The 14411-nt window shown below is 57.9% G+C and carries 15 protein-coding genes; 8 read left to right on the top strand and 7 right to left on the bottom strand.

Going from position 1 to position 14411, the window contains the following annotated elements:
• The first annotated feature begins 133 nt into the window (after nucleotides 1-133).
• The 4 genes from GH975_RS07455 (at nucleotide 134) to GH975_RS07440 (ending at nucleotide 4506) form a co-directional block, all read left to right on the top strand.
• Complete coding sequence (locus GH975_RS07455) at nucleotides 134-1105, top strand: glycine betaine ABC transporter substrate-binding protein (protein WP_153713920.1); 972 nt, start codon at nucleotides 134-136, stop codon at nucleotides 1103-1105.
• A 73-nt stretch (nucleotides 1106-1178) separates the two neighbouring features.
• Nucleotides 1179-2198, top strand: coding sequence for an ABC transporter permease (locus tag GH975_RS07450; RefSeq protein WP_153713919.1), 1020 nt, complete (start codon nucleotides 1179-1181; stop codon nucleotides 2196-2198).
• Nucleotides 2199-2218: 20 nt separating this feature from the next.
• Nucleotides 2219-3259: a quaternary amine ABC transporter ATP-binding protein gene (locus GH975_RS07445; protein WP_153713918.1), complete on the top strand. Its 1041-nt coding sequence runs from the start codon at nucleotides 2219-2221 to the stop codon at nucleotides 3257-3259.
• A gap of 95 nt (nucleotides 3260-3354) precedes the next feature.
• The gene (locus GH975_RS07440) at nucleotides 3355-4506 is read left to right on the top strand and encodes an aromatic ring-hydroxylating oxygenase subunit alpha (RefSeq protein WP_246164698.1); all 1152 of its coding nucleotides are present in this window, start codon (nucleotides 3355-3357) and stop codon (nucleotides 4504-4506) included.
• On the opposite strand, the gene GH975_RS07435 is transcribed toward GH975_RS07440, so the two are convergent.
• A complete protein-coding gene (locus GH975_RS07435) occupies nucleotides 4503-5378 on the bottom strand; it encodes a LysR family transcriptional regulator (RefSeq protein WP_153713916.1) in 876 nt (291 codons plus the stop codon). The genes GH975_RS07440 and GH975_RS07435 overlap by 4 nt on opposite strands.
• Before the next feature lie 102 nt (nucleotides 5379-5480).
• On the opposite strand from GH975_RS07435, the gene GH975_RS07430 reads away from it, so the two are divergent.
• Complete coding sequence (locus tag GH975_RS07430) at nucleotides 5481-6359, top strand: HalD/BesD family halogenase (protein ID WP_153713915.1); 879 nt, start codon at nucleotides 5481-5483, stop codon at nucleotides 6357-6359.
• Here GH975_RS07430 and GH975_RS07425 read toward each other — a convergent pair.
• From GH975_RS07425 to GH975_RS07405, 5 genes are all read right to left on the bottom strand, one after another.
• Nucleotides 6349-7428 carry a mandelate racemase/muconate lactonizing enzyme family protein gene (locus GH975_RS07425; RefSeq protein ID WP_153713914.1) on the bottom strand — a complete coding sequence of 360 codons (1080 nt, stop codon included), beginning with the start codon at nucleotides 7426-7428 and terminating at the stop codon, nucleotides 6349-6351. The genes GH975_RS07430 and GH975_RS07425 overlap by 11 nt on opposite strands.
• Nucleotides 7428-8315 (bottom strand): NAD(P)-dependent oxidoreductase, encoded by an 888-nt coding sequence (locus tag GH975_RS07420; protein ID WP_153713913.1) that lies wholly within the window; start codon nucleotides 8313-8315, stop codon nucleotides 7428-7430. The genes GH975_RS07425 and GH975_RS07420 overlap by 1 nt, the downstream gene beginning before the upstream one ends.
• Nucleotides 8312-9043, bottom strand: coding sequence for a class II aldolase/adducin family protein (locus GH975_RS07415; protein WP_153713912.1), 732 nt, complete (start codon nucleotides 9041-9043; stop codon nucleotides 8312-8314). Before GH975_RS07415 ends, GH975_RS07420 begins: the two co-directional genes overlap by 4 nt.
• Nucleotides 9044-9142: 99 nt before the next feature.
• Complete coding sequence (gene fghA, locus GH975_RS07410; protein WP_153713911.1) at nucleotides 9143-9970, bottom strand: S-formylglutathione hydrolase; 828 nt, start codon at nucleotides 9968-9970, stop codon at nucleotides 9143-9145.
• Nucleotides 9970-11079 carry an S-(hydroxymethyl)glutathione dehydrogenase/class III alcohol dehydrogenase gene (locus GH975_RS07405; RefSeq protein WP_153713910.1) on the bottom strand — a complete coding sequence of 370 codons (1110 nt, stop codon included), beginning with the start codon at nucleotides 11077-11079 and terminating at the stop codon, nucleotides 9970-9972. The genes fghA and GH975_RS07405 overlap by 1 nt, the downstream gene beginning before the upstream one ends.
• Nucleotides 11080-11247: 168 nt before the next feature.
• On the opposite strand from GH975_RS07405, the gene GH975_RS07400 reads away from it, so the two are divergent.
• Nucleotides 11248-12561, top strand: coding sequence for an MFS transporter (locus tag GH975_RS07400; protein WP_153713909.1), 1314 nt, complete (start codon nucleotides 11248-11250; stop codon nucleotides 12559-12561).
• A 68-nt stretch (nucleotides 12562-12629) separates the two neighbouring features.
• Nucleotides 12630-12794 carry a hypothetical protein gene (locus GH975_RS07395; RefSeq protein ID WP_153713908.1) on the top strand — a complete coding sequence of 55 codons (165 nt, stop codon included), beginning with the start codon at nucleotides 12630-12632 and terminating at the stop codon, nucleotides 12792-12794.
• 4 nt (nucleotides 12795-12798) lie between these two features.
• On the opposite strand, the gene GH975_RS07390 is transcribed toward GH975_RS07395, so the two are convergent.
• Nucleotides 12799-13584, bottom strand: coding sequence for a putative RNA methyltransferase (locus GH975_RS07390; RefSeq protein WP_153713907.1), 786 nt, complete (start codon nucleotides 13582-13584; stop codon nucleotides 12799-12801).
• Between the two features lie 87 nt (nucleotides 13585-13671).
• On the opposite strand from GH975_RS07390, the gene GH975_RS07385 reads away from it, so the two are divergent.
• Nucleotides 13672-14400 carry a 5-oxoprolinase subunit PxpA gene (locus GH975_RS07385; protein ID WP_153713906.1) on the top strand — a complete coding sequence of 243 codons (729 nt, stop codon included), beginning with the start codon at nucleotides 13672-13674 and terminating at the stop codon, nucleotides 14398-14400.
• The last annotated feature ends 11 nt before the right edge of the window (nucleotides 14401-14411 follow it).

The raw sequence follows: 14411 nt of genomic DNA, 5'->3' as shown, positions 1-14411 counted from the left end.
TGGCGCGATTTCGTCGCTTTAACGCAGGTTTTTGTACCGTCAAGACTAGATTGTTTTGGCCGCATGCGGGATCGTAGCGCAGTGAAGTCTATTAACGACCGCACGTAATAACTATAAAAGGGAGTTACCAAACATGAACAACGTCAAACTCAAGAGCTCAGTATTGGCCGTGGCGATGGCCGCGTCCGGCGCAGCTTACGCCGACTGTGGTGAAGTCAGCATCGGTGCCATGGGCTGGGCTTCGGGTGAAACCATTTCTGCACTGGCCGCTTTCGTCATGGAACAGGGTTACGGCTGCAGCGTCTCAATTGTCCCCACCGACACGGTACCTGCGGTGACATCATTGGCCGAAAATGGTCAGCCTGATGTTGTTCCGGAAGTCTGGATTAACTCGGCACCGGTCTACTTCGAGCTCGAAGCCGAAGGCAAAATCATTTCCGCGTCCAATACCTTCGCCAACGGCGGTGAAGAAGGTTGGTGGGTGCCCAAGTACTTGACCGATGCACACCCGGAATTGGCCACTATTGAAGGCATTTTGGCCAACCCCGAATTGGTTGATAATCGTTTCCACAACTGCCCCGTCGGTTGGGGCTGTCGTGTCGTCAACGACAACCTGAAAGTGGTGCTGGACATGGAAGCGAACGGCCTCGAAATCTTTGATCACGGTTCAGGTGCGAACCTGGCGGCGTCAATCGCGTCAGCGTTCGAAGATAAGGCGCCTTGGTTTGGTTACTACTGGGGCCCGACTGCGGTCTTGGGCAAGTATGAAATGACCAAGGTCAACATCGGTGACGTCAATCCCGAGCAGCACGCCATTAACCAGAAAGCCGATGCGGATCCTGCGCAGCTGGGCGTCTCTGGCTTCCCGGCAGCCCCGATTAAAACGGCGATCACCGCAGACTTTGCGGCCCGTGAACCGGCCGTGGCTGATTTCGTCGCCAATATGGCGTTGCCCAACGACCTGATCAGCAAAATGCTGTTTTGGAAACAGGAAAATAACGCCTCGGCTGATGAAGCCGCCGCGTGGGTGTTGACCAACTACACCGACATGATCATGGGCATGGTCAATGACGACGCACGCGCCAAGCTTGGCAAGTTGCTGTAACTAGCTCGACCCGGCCGCGCGTGCGCGGCCGGCTTTTGATGTTGCCGATAGAATAAAAACCAAGGGAAATTGAATGTCCGGATACTCAGCTGTTTTCGATGGACTGGGATTGCGCGAGTGGTGCGATGCCGATAAAAAACCGTCACTGTTGTCGCTTCGTAGCCTCAAGGGCGAAGAAGCCAATTGGTATGACGTTAAGTTTCCATCGCTGGACAACCTCCACGAAGCCTGTGCCAAAATACCGCAGACGCGTGACTTTACCGCCGGCCTGGAGGAAGGCTTTTTGGCCGTCCGTCCAGCACTGCGATTTGTGTTAGACCCCTTGACTCAGCCCCTGTCATGGCTGCTCGAGTCAACTCTATACCTGTTTACGTCGACGCCCTGGTGGTTGTTGGTGCCGCTGCTGTTCGCACTGTGCTACTGGGCTGCGCGCTCGGTTCAAGTGGTCGGCTTGGTCGCGGTTTGCTTTGCGTTTTTCTTGTTTACCGACCATTACTCCTACGCCGTCCAGACCTTGGCGATTATCTTTGTGTGTACCTTGATATGCGTACTGTTGGGGGTGCCGCTGGGCATCATGATGTCCAAAAGTGACCGAACCCAACGCATCATGACGCCAATATTGGACATGCTTCAAACACTGCCGACCTTTGTGTACCTGATTCCGTTGATCTTTTTGTTCAAGATCACGGAGCCCAAGTTGTATGGCATGGCCATCATTATGTACGCCATCGTGCCGGTGGTGCGACTGACCAATCTGGGTATTCGTCTGGTTGATCAATCCGTCATCGAGGCGGCCAACGCCTATGGCATGACGTCGCGGCAAAAACTGTTGGGTGTCGAAATCCCACTGGCGCTGCCTAACATTATGGCCGGCGTTAACCAAACCATCATGATGTCATTGGCGATGGTGGTGATTGCGTCTTTGGTCTCGGCACCGGGCTTGGGCACACTGGTATTGGACGGCATTAATAACCTGCGCTTGGGCGTTGGCTTTGTGGCCGGCTTTGCCATCGTGTTGTTGGCGATCGTGTTGGATCGTGTATCGAAAACTGCATTGAATCGCGTTAACGCGTCTCAAGCGCCTAACTCTTAATTGCTACCCGAGACGCTGACATGAGCACGAAAAACGTAAAAGTATCGGTCAAGAACCTGTACAAAATATTTGGCGACCAGCCTGAGCAAATGATGAAGCTGGTAGACCAGGGCATGAGCAAGGCAGAACTGCTGGAAACCCACGGCCATGTGCTGGGGCTGAACAACATCAATGTCGACATGAATGAAGGTGAAATCACCGTCATCATGGGCCTGTCCGGGTCCGGCAAGTCGACCTTGATTCGCCACCTTAACCGGTTGATTGAACCGACCGCCGGTGAAGTCTTGTTGGATGGTCAGGATATCCTGAAATTTGATGCCACAGACATGCAGGACTTGCGTCGCAAGCGCATGTCGATGGTGTTTCAAAAGTTCGCCTTGTTCCCCCATCGCACCGTGTCGGATAACGCCGCTTTGGCGATGGATGTGCGTGGCGAGCCAGAAGCCGAGCAAAAAGCCGAGGCTGAAAAATGGCTGGCACGATTGGGATTGGAAGGCTTTGGTGATTCCTACCCGCACCAGCTGTCCGGCGGTATGCAGCAGCGCGTGGGTATTGCCCGTGCACTGTGCGCCCACAGCGATGTGATGTTGCTGGACGAGGCGTTTTCGGCGCTGGATCCGATTATTCGTTCGCAAATGCAGGATTTGCTGCTGGAATTGCAGCGCGAGCTGCACAAGACCATTATTTTCATTACCCACGATTTGGATGAGGCGCTGAAATTGGCTGACCATTTGGTGATTTTGAATGATGGGTATGTGGTCCAGCAGGGCGAACCGCAGTCGATCATCCTGAACCCGACCGACCCTTACATCGAGCAATTTGTGGCCGATATCAACCGTGCCCGCGTTCTGCGTGCGCGTTCGATTATGAAAGTGTTACCTGATCAAACGCGGTCCGATGCGATTAGCGTCGACGCCGATGCCAATTTGGAAAGCATCATTGCGTCGGTCCAGGGTGATACCTCAAAGAATTTTGTGGTCTTGGACAACCAGCACCCGATCGGCGTATTTGATATGCACGACATTATGTTGGCCATGGTTCCGCAAAGCGCCGCCCCCTAAATAGGGCGGATTCGCACAGCCCCATTGTTGAGGAAACAACGATGACAACAACGTCCACACTAGGCTTAATTCAACAACGAAAGCCGCGATGGGCTATGCCTCGCGATGTCTATTTAAGCGACGAGGTTTACCAAGACGACCTGAAACACATTTGGTATGCGACCTGGGTTTTTGCCGGTCATACCTTTGAGTTGCCCAAGCCGGGTAGCTTTATTACGATGCAGTTGGGCGACTATCCAATTGTCATTGTGCGCACCAAAGCCGGTGTGATTAAGGCCTATCACAACAGCTGTAAGCACCGTGGCCATCGCATTTGCACCGAAGAGAAGGGCAGTTCTGCCATGCTCGTGTGCCCGTACCATCGCTGGACCTATGACTACGATGGCCAGTTGGTGTTCGCCTCAAGTATGGGTGCGGGTTTTGACCCGAGCGAGTTCAAGTTGGACGAGGTCGCGGTCGGCATTGCCGCCAGCTATATCTACGTGTGCGTGGCCGACACACCGCCGGATTTCGGCACCTTTGCCGCCATGATGACGCCCTTTGTGGCGCCGCATAATCCGGACGATTTGAAGGTCGCCCATACCAGCACCTCGATTGAAGAGGGCAACTGGAAGTTGGTGTTCGAGAACAATCGCGAGTGTTTTCATTGCGACGCCAACCACCCTGAATTGCTGCGCACCTATGAAGAAAACAACGCGGTGTCCGGCTTGGGTGGCGACGACGATCCGTCACTGATGGCGTTCTTGGACGCCTGTGAAGCCGGTGGTTTGCCCAGCCGTTTGGCGATTGATGAGCGGGGTCAGTTCCGGATGACGCGAATACCGCTGTTAAACCAGGCGTCCAGCTACACCATGGATGGCAAGCCGGCGGTCAATCGGCGGTTGGACACCAGCGGTGTCGATGAAATCGGGGCGCTGCTGTACTTCCACTACCCGAACACCTGGAACCACTTTATGGCGGACCATGCCCTCAGCTTCCAGATGCTGCCGCTGGGCAAGGGTAAAACCCAGCTGGTGACGCGCTGGCTGGTGCCGAAAGACGCCGTCGAAGGGGTCGATTATGACCTGAAGCACCTGACGGAGGTGTGGTACGCAACCAATGCCCAGGACAAGCGCTTGGTCGAGGAGTGTCAGATTGGCGTGTCCTCACCGCACTACACACCGGGTCCCTATTCGGACACCGAGGAAAATGGCGTGTGTCAGTTTGTCGACTGGTATTGCGCGCACATGACGCGTGCGCTGAGCTAGTCCCGTGCGGGCCCTTGGCCTCGGAGGCCTGTTTCGGTGAACGCTCGAAGCAGGTCTAGCGCACCATCCAGTGCCGGGTTCAAGGTATCGCGCGCGCGCACCAAGTAAATGGTATGGGCAAATCGTGGTGCGCCGGCGACGGCGTGCAATGCGCCCGAGTCGATCAGCGGTTTAGCAATACGCTCAGGTAAGAAGGTACTGCCGCCGTAACTGTTCAGCCAATCCAGCGCCAGTGGGAAGCTGCCCACCGTCAGCGCCGGCGCACGCAGCGTCGGGTAAGCGGCTTGGTGCGCGCGTCGAAAGTCAGCTCCCCAATCGACAAAGACGTAGTCCTCGCGCCAGTCCAGTTGCGCCGGCCTCGGGTACGTCGACACCAACATCAGGTCGTCACGAATAAGCTCGCTGGAGTGAAAGCCGGGCAGTCGGCTGGGCCGGTAGGTAATCGCGGCATCCAGTCGACCTTCATGTAACTGCGCCAGTAAGGCCTCGCTGTAATCGCTGCGAAGGGTCAGTCCAATATCTGGATGGGTCTGTTTGATGCGGCCAAGCCAGGGTTTTAATAGCGAATTCCACAGGTCCGTTTGGACACCGATCGCCAACATTGAATCCAGTTGCTCGGGCAAGGCCAATTGTTGTTTTGCCTGCTCCCAAGCTTGCACGGCAGATTGGGCGTGACGGACTAACTTGTGTCCGTGGGGCGTCAGTACGGCGCCATCGCGGTGACGTTGAAACAGGGTTTGTCCCAGCTGGTCTTCCAGCGTCTTGATGCGCGCGCTGATGGTTGACTGGGTGATGTGAAGGCGCTCGGCGCTGCGTTGAAAGCTGCCCAGCTCGGCAATTTCTAAAAAGGCTTTGAGGTGACTGAGGTTCATGCTAGGGGCCTTGTATCGAAAAAATCGATTCAAAGTAGCAAGTCTATTCGCTGTTGTTGTCGTATTTGAGGCGCCAAACTGCGAAAAAATAAGCGAGATTGAATGATGACGTTAGCCACCCTTTCAGACCTCGGCAGTGCCTTGTCGGACATTGTTGATTTGCAGCGCTATCCGATCGATCGGTTGGATTCAGCGGACGGTCAGCACATGTTAGCGGACGCTCGACGGGGATTAGATTCGGTCGGGTGTTGTTGCCTACCCAACTTCGTCAAGCCCGAGGCGTTGGCGTTGATGAAGGCCGAAATTGAAGCCGGCTACGAACAGATTTTTTGGTCGGAGAACTCACACAATCCTTACTTCTCCAAAGACCAGCCCGAGCTGGCGGCCGATCATCCACGGCGTCATTTTGAGCGCCGAACCAGTGGTTTTTTTAATGCCGACTTGATTGCTGCCTCGTCGCCGATGACGACGCTGTACGACAGCGAGTTAATGCGCCGGTTTGTCGGTGAAAGCCTGCGCGATACGCACATTTATTGTTGGGCAGATCCACTGGGCCGCAACCCCTATGGGGTGATGAAGCCGGGTGACTATTTTCCATGGCACTTTGACGGCAATGCCTACACCGTCAGCATCCTCGTTCAGGAGGCTGACGCAGGCGGCGTATTTGAGTATGCGCCGGACCTTCGTGCGCCTGACAATGAACACTACCCAGCGGTTGCTGAGGTGCTGGCGGGGTCGCGTGAACGGGTTCAACAGCTAGCGCTGAAAGAGGGTGACCTGCAAATTTTTAAAGGCCGCTATTCGATGCACCGAGTGACGGCGGTTAGTGGCTCGCGCAATCGCTATATTGCGCTGCCGACCTACACCCGCGACCCCGATACGGTGAATAACGTGGAACGTTCACGTCAAATTTATGGTCGTGCGACCGCCGTGCACCATGAGCGCGCGGCGCTTGCGCGGATTGATCGACTCAGTGATTGAAGCGCCAGTCGGCGAAGCGGTCGCGGGCAAAGCGGAAACCGGTGCCGGCGCCGCGGGGAAGCAAGGCTTGGCCTTGCTCAATTTGGATCGGCGCCTGAAATAAGTCGGCAAACCAGTCGACATGCTCGACGCTGATACAGCCGGCGCTGGCGGCGGCAATCGATAGACTGTATTCGGTGAATATGTGGGTGGAAATGGGGACTCCGGCGGCCTCGGCCATCGCACTGACGCGGCGCATCTCGGACAGTCCGCCGATACGCTGCAGGTCCGGCATTAATACATCGGTGCAGTCCTGCGCCAAAATTCGCGCCATGCCGCGCGCGGTGTAGTCCGTTTCGCCACTGGCGATGGGGATAGGTGAGGCCGCTTTGACCCGTGCTTGGGCGTCCAAATCCGCGGCCAACACGGGCTCTTCAAGCCAGCCGATTTGACTGGGAGCGAGGGCGTGGGCGAGGGCGATTGCATTGTCCTCGGTCAACGATTGATTGGCATCGACCAATATTTCGATGTCCGGGCCGAGGCTGGACCGTAACGCCGCGGCGCGTGCCTGGTCTCGGGCGATGCGCCCGTCAACACGTAACTTAACCGCGCGAAAACCCTGATTGACGAAGCCGTGGGCCTCTTCGATGAGTTGATCAATGCTCTGATTTAGCCACAACCCGGAACTTGCGTAGGCGCTGATACGATCGCGCTGACGCCCGAACAGATCGGCCAAGGGTTGGTCTGCGCTGTGCCCAATGGCGTCCCAGACGGCCGTGTCCCATGCGCTAATGGCCGACACCGCAAAGCCCTGGGTGCCGACCGGATTGATGTCCAGCATGGCCGCGTCCCACAGTGTCTGGACCTGCTGTTCGTCCTGATTCTGATAAATCGGCAGTAGGCTTTGGATCATGTAGCGCAGCGCCATGGCCCGGTCGGGGTTCAGGCTAAAAACAAAGGACTCGCCCCGTGCGCGGTCGGTTTCGACGCTAAGGGCCACGCAATAGACGGCGTCGGTGCGGTGGATTGCGGTCGACATGGGTTTGGCCAACGGCAAACGCAGTACGTCGAGGGTCGCGTTCGCAATCATCAGGCGCGCAGCTCGGTTTCGCTGCTGTCCTCTATGCGCTTGAGTATCGACAGGTGGGGTGCCTCGAATCCAAAGCGCTCAGTGGCATCTTCATAGGCCGCTAACACCTGCTTACCCAGCTCTAAATCGACCCCCAGGTGGTCACCCAACTCGCAGATTAGGCGCATGTCTTTGCGCGCTAAGCCCAGTGCAAATGAGGGGTCGTATGAGCCGTCCAGCACGCGCGGAACGTAGGCGTCAACGACGTAGCTTTGGGCGCAGCTGTGGCTTAGTACGTCGTGCAGTTGATCCAGCGCCAGGCCGGCTTTTGCGCCTAACATTAAGGCCTCACCGATGCCTTGGGCGACCAGGTAATTGAGATGCAGCTGGGCCAACTTGGTGACGTAACCTGCGCCGCTGGGGCCCATCACCAAGGCGCGCTGGGTGATTGCGCCCAACAACGCTCGGATCGGCGCAATATCATCTTCGTGTCCGCCCAACAGCATCGTAAGCGTGCCGTCGCGCGCGCCCTCAAAACCACCCGTTATCGGCGCATCAACTAACGTCAGGTGTGCCGGCGCGCGTTGGGTCAGGGCGTGCCAGTCCGCCACGTTGTTGGTGCTGGTTTCAAGCCACAGGGTATTCGGCTTGGCGTGCTCAAAGATGGCCTCGGCGACCGCGTTGATCTCTCGTGCGCTGGGTAGCGAGGTCATCACCAGGTCACAATCCGCGGCCAATTCGGCAACCGAGTGGCTGGCGTGGGCGCCAGCGGCGCTTAAGGTCCGGACCTTTTCGCGATCAAGATCAAACACGCGCAGAACCTGCCCATGGGCGGCACAGTAACGCTGCAGGTTGGCGGCCATGCCGACGCCCATATTGCCCAGGCCAATAATGCCGACCGATTTCATTGCTTGTAGCTCGGGTCTAGCCGGTCACAGCGTCGTAGCAGGGCGGGCCACTCGTATTTTCCTGGGGAAAAAGATTCGTATTGCTTGGACGCCAGCGCCCACAGCTCCGGGTCGGTCTGGGCCAATGGCACGCCCTGGGTGGCTGCGACTTGCAACGCGACTTCACACAGGCGCACCGCGTAGTACATGTTCATAAAGCATTCACCGGCGCTTTCGCCAACCGTCAGGAAACCGTGATTGCGCATGATTAGGACGCTGTTATCGCCCAGGTTTTCTGCGATGCGATGGCGCTCATCCGGGTCGACCGATAGCCCCTCCCAGTCGTGATAACCGACCTTGCCGTACAGCATTGACGAGTCCTGCACGTGAAATGGAATTTCACGAAAGGCGGTCGCGGCGATGGCGCTTTGCGGATGGGCGTGAAAAACAAATCGGTTATGTTTGTGGCTGTCGGCCAGGTGAATCGCACTGTGGATGATGAAGCCTGCGGTATTGACGTCCTCTGGGCCTTCAACGACGCGGCCGTCCTGGTCAACCGTGATCAAGTTGGACGCAGACACTTCGTCATAGCCGAGGCCAAAACGGTGCATGTAAAAATGATTGTCGCGGCCGGGCACGCGCGCGGTGATGTGGTTCCAAATGGTGTCGTCCCAACCAAAATGAGCGGTCAGGCGAAACATGGCGGCGAGGTCGATTCGGACCTGTTCTTGCTGTTGTTCTAAGGTCATCAGTTGGCGTCCTGTGTTATCGGGTGAGGGTAACAAAGGGGACGTCCCAGCAGATGCGAAAAAGGCATCCGCTGAGATCGTTTTTTTCGATGCGACTCGTTACCCCAAACGCTGCGCATGCCAGTGCAGGTGATCGTCCATAAAGGTCGAAATAAAGAAGTACGAATGGTCGTATCCGGGCTGCATTCGCAGCGTCAAATCCTGCCCCGTGCTTTCGCAGGCGTCCTGAAACAGCCACGGCCGCAGACCGTCATGTAAAAAGCTGTCGGCTTCGCCCTGGTCCACCAAAAAGGCATCAAAACGATGACCGTCTTCGATCAGGCTGATGGCGTCGTAGGCGCGCCAGTGGGCCGGATCGTCCCCGAGGTACGTGCGCAGGGCCTTGCTGGACCAGTCCGCGGTTGACGGATGAACGATCGGGGCGAAGGCCGAACAACTTTTGAACCGTTCAGGGTTTTTTAAGGCGAGGGTCAGCGCACCGTGACCGCCCATGGAGTGGCCAAATATGCCCTGGCGGCTCAGGTCAGCATCGGCAAAATACGCGCCCAACAGCGCCGGCAGCTCATCCGTCAGGTAGCTGTACATCTGGAAATGCTGGTACCCCGGCGTGGTCGCGTCGAGGTAAAACCCGGCACCACACCCCAACTGCCAGTCGTCATCGTGGGCCATGACGTCACCGCCTCGGGGGCTGGTGTCGGGGCACACAATCATCAGCCCCAATTCGGCGGCCATGCGTCGGTATTCGCCCTTGTCCATAACGTTTTGGTGCGAGCAGGTCAGACCAGACAGGTACCACAGGACCGGGAAGGGCCCATCCCCGGGCGGCGTATATACCGCAAAGGTCATCGCCGTGCCGGTCGTGGCCGAGGCGTGACGGTACACGCCCTGTGTGCCGCCAAATGCGATCGCAGTGGATAACGTCTCCATCAGTAGACCACGACGCTGCGAATGGATTCGCCGGAATGCATTAACTCAAAGCCTTTGTTGATGTCTTCCAGGCCCATGGTGTGGGTGATCATTGAGTCGATGTCGATTTTGCCGTCCATGTACCAGTCGACGATTTTCGGCACGTCCGTGCGTCCGCGCGCGCCGCCAAAGGCACTGCCGCGCCATGATCGTCCGGTGACCAGCTGGAACGGGCGCGTTGCGATTTCCTGACCGGCACCGGCGACGCCGATGATAATGCTCTCGCCCCAGCCTTTGTGGCAGCATTCCAGCGCTTGGCGCATGACATTGACGTTGCCGATGCACTCAAAACTGTAGTCGGCACCGCCGTTGGTCATCTCGACCAGGTGCGCGACTAAATCACCGCCGACTTTGCTTGGGTTAACGAAGTCGGTCATGCCGAATTTGCGCCCCCAGGCTTCCTTGGAATCATTCATGTCGACGCCGATGATTTTGTTGGCGCCGATCATGCGCAGGCCCTGGATAACATTCAGGCCGATGCCGCCGAGCCCAAACACGACTGCGTTGCAACCCGGCTCGGCTTTGGCGGTGTTGATAACGGCGCCGATGCCAGTGGTAACGCCGCAGCCGATGTAGCAAATTTTATCGAAGGGCGCGTCCTTACGTACCTTGGCCAGCGCGATTTCGGGCACCACGGTAAAGTTCGAAAAGGTTGACGTGCCCATGTAGTGCAGGACCGGTTTGCCGTTGATGCTGAAGCGGCTGGTGCCGTCCGGCATCAGGCCCTGACCCTGGGTGGTACGAATGGCCTGGCACAGGTTGGTCTTGGGGTGCAAACAGTAGTCGCATTCACGGCACTCGGGGGTGTACAGCGGGATGACATGATCACCCGGCACCAAGCCTTTCACGCCTTTCCCAACTTCACGCACGATACCGGCCCCTTCGTGGCCCAAAATCGCCGGAAATGCGCCCTCGGGGTCGGCCCCGGACTTGGTGAATTCGTCCGTGTGGCAAATGCCGGTGGCCATGATTTCGACCAGCACTTCGCCGTCGCGAGGGCCTGCCAAATCGACTTCCATAATCTCGAGGGGGCGACCGGCTTCCAGAGCCACAGCAGCGCGCGTTTTCATTGGGCGTTCCTTATTTTGGTGTTTTAGTCATCCTAGCCTAACCAGGCCAAGCTTCGATGTTGCCCTGTACACGCCGTTTTTTTGTGAAATTTGACCTTCAGTCAGCGCCGCGCTTTGAAATTTACGCACTCAGGTGCACCATGCGCGCTGAAACGAGGGTGGGGTGTTATGCGCAAGGAATTACTGGCCAGCTGGGCGTTGTTGGTCGGCATCGGGTTAATGATGATCGGCAATGGTCTGCAGGGAACGTTGCTGAGTGTGCGCGCGACGCTGGAGGGGTTTGATACCCAGACCACGGGCGTGGTCATGGCGGGCTATTTCATCGGCATGATGATCGGTAGTGCGGTCAGCGCTAAGCTGATTCGCCGGGTCGGCCATATCAAGGTGTTTGCCGCGGCCGCCTCGGTCGCCTCGATCTCGATTCTGATTCAGGGCTCGATCGTCGACCCCTGGGTTTGGTGGTTGATGCGCATCATGACCGGTGCCTGTTTGGCGGCGATTTATGTGGTTAGTGAAAGCTGGCTGAACGATCGCGCCAGCAATGAAAACCGCGGTGCGTTGCTCTCGGTCTATATGCTGATCTGTACCTTGGGCATGGGCAGCGGCCAATTTCTGCTCAACGTGGCCGAGCCGACCACGACCTCGCTGTTTATCTTGATCTCCATTTTGGTCAGCATCGCCTCGGTGCCGATCTTGTTGACGGCGCGTCCGGCGCCACGCTTTGACTCCTCCGATAGCATGTCTCTGGTCAAGTTGTACCGACTGTCGCCCTTGTCGGTCCAAAGCAACCTGCTGACCGGTGCCGCCCACGGCACGATTTTCGGCATGGGTGCGGTGTACGCAGTCAACAAAGGCTTCTCGACGGCGGAGGTGGCGACCTTCATGGCCGCGTTTTCGCTCGGTGGGCTGGTGCTGCAGTGGCCGATTGGTTGGGCCTCGGATCGCTACGGTCGTCGCGAATTGTTGCTGTGGATCAGTCTGTTGGCAGCCGTCGTTGCCGGTTTCGTTATGACGATTGATGCCGGCAGCCCCCGATTTTTCTTGGCGGTCACACTGCTGGGCGGTTTAGTCATGCCGATGTACTCGCTGTGTATCGCCTACTTGAACGATCGCCTTAACCCCTCGGATTTGGTCGCCGCCAGTGGCGCGATGCTGTTGGCGTCGGGGATTGGTTTGACCGCCGGGCCAATCTCGGTGGCGTTTTTGATGGGGCAGTTTGGCGATGACATGTTTTTCGCGGCGATCGCTATCATGTTTGTGCTGGTGGCGTTGGCCGTGTTGCGCAGTAAAGCGACCCGTGAGGTGACCGCCCAGGACATCGAAGACCAGAGTCCGATTTTGACCGCCGGCCCGATCGGCTCGCCCGTCGCTGCCTTTAACGCGCCGGACGCGGAAGAGTACGCCGTGGCCTTGGCCGAGGATCAGCTGGACGTGCTGGACGAGCTGGCGAGCGAGGAAGGCCCGCCGGAGCCGCCGCGCTAGGTGTTAGCACGGATGTGTCGCGTTAGTGATGGCGCTAGACTTTGCGTTTATGATTTTGGAAGCACCTGATGGCTTTATTCACGGCCCACAAAGCAGTGGCGCGCGGGGTGCTGGATAATCCGTCGGCGGCGTTGCAGGTCGGCGTGGTCGGTGCTTTGAACACCTTGCACCAGTATCAAAAGCTCAAGGCCCGGCATGCCTACTTGCCGCGACAGTTATCATTCGATGCGTGAGAATTTAAGCGTCGCCTAGGGTCAATCGCCGCACGTCGAATTCGGCCACAACATCCAGTCCTGGGTGCTGTTCGATCGCACTGCGCTTGTCGGCGGGGGTGCTCCAAAAATACGGTGTCATTTGATGCAGGTCGGCCAATTCGGCCCCTTTTAAGTGCAACTCAACCCTGACTTGATCCAGCGTTGCGCGTTCGCCCAGACTCGACGTTGTGGCTGCGGTGGCGTGGGCACTGGGCTGGTCATAAATCTGGGCTGCCAGTGCTCGCAAGTGGTTGCTGCCAGGACCGACGTGAATAAAGCGGCCGCCGGGTTTGAGTAGCCGTTGGACTTCGGCCAGGTCGAACGGCGCAAACACACACAGTACCCAGTCAAATTGATTGCGCTGGAAGGGCGTCGCCACGTTTGAGCCGACCACAAAGGTCGCCGCTTTTTGTTGGCTGGCAGCCATGCGTACCCCATCTTTGGCAATGTCGACGCCGGCGGCGGCGTTCAGCTGTCGTGCATACCAGCCCTCACCACAGCCCAGATCCAGTCCGACGCCGGACGCGCAGTCCGCCGCCAGGTGCTCGACCAGTGGTCGGTAGTGGCCGGCTTCTAAAAAACGCCGCCGCGCGTCCAGCATCGATCGATCGTCGCCGGGGCTACGTGTTTTTTTGTTTTGCACCGGCAGCAGGTTCCAATAGCCTTGCTTGGCTTGATCGAAGCTGTGACCGTGCTCGCAGCATGCGCGGCGGTCGGCGATGGTTAGGGCGCTGTGGCAAAGCGGGCAGGTCAGGGCAATGGTCGTCATGTGCCCATCGTACCACTGCGCCGCGCCCCAGGCATTCCTACTGGGGCGTGGTCTGTGGTTGAATACGCCAGGCCACAAGGAAAAATAATGCTCATTAATTGCGACCTAGGAGAGGGCTTCGGTGCCTGGACCATGGGGCCGGATGCGGCGCTGTTGCCGTTGCTGGATTTGGCCAACATTGCCTGTGGCTTTCACGCCGGCGATGCGCACATTATGCGGGCTACGGTGGCCGCGGCTAAGCGCCATGGTGTGCGCATCGGCGCTCACGTTGGCTACCCGGATTTGGCCGGCTTTGGTCGCCGTGCGCTGCCCTCCAGCGCCGAAGAGGTGATCGATTGGACGCTCTATCAATGGGGTGCGCTGGGCGGAATCGCGCGCCAGCAACACGTCATGCCCGAATACATCAAGCCGCACGGCGCGCTGTATCACCGCCTGCACCAAGACATCCCGACCCTGGAGCAGTGGTGCCAGGCACTTAAAGCGCTGCCGGATCGCCCGGCCTTGATGCTGATGGCAGGCCCGGCTGGGGCCCAAGCCCGTGCTTGTGCCGAAGCGCATGGTTTTTTTGTTATTGCCGAGGCCTTTGCCGACCGCAGCTACGAAGGCTCCGGCCAGCTGCGACCGCGTCACCTGCCCAATGCCGTGTTGGCGGATGGTCAGGCCATGCAAGCTCAGGTCCGCTCACTTCAGCTCGGTTCGTTGACGGTCGACGGCGGCCAAGACATTGAAATAAAAGCGCAAACGCTGTGTGTTCACAGCGACTCGGCCGGGGCGTTTGACATGGCCAGTCGGTTACGCGCTATCTTAGAAACCTGAGACCTATGCAC

It is taken from the genome of Litorivicinus lipolyticus (assembly GCF_009650135.1).
GTDB lineage: Bacteria > Pseudomonadota > Gammaproteobacteria > Pseudomonadales > Litorivicinaceae > Litorivicinus > Litorivicinus lipolyticus.
The sequence above is the reverse complement of the archived record's forward strand: the minus strand, read 5'-3'. Positions and strand labels throughout refer to the sequence as shown.

Excerpts from the sequence above, each read along its gene's own strand:
- GH975_RS07425 (WP_153713914.1), bottom strand. The coding sequence starts at position 7,428 with ATGATTGCGAACGCGACCCTCGACGTACTGCGTTTGCCGTTGGCCAAA.
- GH975_RS07440 (WP_246164698.1), top strand. The coding sequence starts at position 3,355 with ATGCCTCGCGATGTCTATTTAAGCGACGAGGTTTACCAAGACGACCTG.
- GH975_RS07400 (WP_153713909.1), top strand. The coding sequence starts at position 11,248 with ATGCGCAAGGAATTACTGGCCAGCTGGGCGTTGTTGGTCGGCATCGGG.
- GH975_RS07390 (WP_153713907.1), bottom strand. The coding sequence starts at position 13,584 with ATGACGACCATTGCCCTGACCTGCCCGCTTTGCCACAGCGCCCTAACC.
- GH975_RS07405 (WP_153713910.1), bottom strand. The coding sequence starts at position 11,079 with ATGAAAACGCGCGCTGCTGTGGCTCTGGAAGCCGGTCGCCCCCTCGAG.
- fghA (WP_153713911.1), bottom strand. The coding sequence starts at position 9,970 with ATGGAGACGTTATCCACTGCGATCGCATTTGGCGGCACACAGGGCGTG.
- GH975_RS07435 (WP_153713916.1), bottom strand. The coding sequence starts at position 5,378 with ATGAACCTCAGTCACCTCAAAGCCTTTTTAGAAATTGCCGAGCTGGGC.
- GH975_RS07385 (WP_153713906.1), top strand. The coding sequence starts at position 13,672 with ATGCTCATTAATTGCGACCTAGGAGAGGGCTTCGGTGCCTGGACCATG.
- GH975_RS07395 (WP_153713908.1), top strand. The coding sequence starts at position 12,630 with ATGGCTTTATTCACGGCCCACAAAGCAGTGGCGCGCGGGGTGCTGGAT.
- GH975_RS07420 (WP_153713913.1), bottom strand. The coding sequence starts at position 8,315 with ATGAAATCGGTCGGCATTATTGGCCTGGGCAATATGGGCGTCGGCATG.
- GH975_RS07455 (WP_153713920.1), top strand. The coding sequence starts at position 134 with ATGAACAACGTCAAACTCAAGAGCTCAGTATTGGCCGTGGCGATGGCC.
- GH975_RS07445 (WP_153713918.1), top strand. The coding sequence starts at position 2,219 with ATGAGCACGAAAAACGTAAAAGTATCGGTCAAGAACCTGTACAAAATA.
- GH975_RS07450 (WP_153713919.1), top strand. The coding sequence starts at position 1,179 with ATGTCCGGATACTCAGCTGTTTTCGATGGACTGGGATTGCGCGAGTGG.
- GH975_RS07415 (WP_153713912.1), bottom strand. The coding sequence starts at position 9,043 with ATGACCTTAGAACAACAGCAAGAACAGGTCCGAATCGACCTCGCCGCC.
- GH975_RS07430 (WP_153713915.1), top strand. The coding sequence starts at position 5,481 with ATGATGACGTTAGCCACCCTTTCAGACCTCGGCAGTGCCTTGTCGGAC.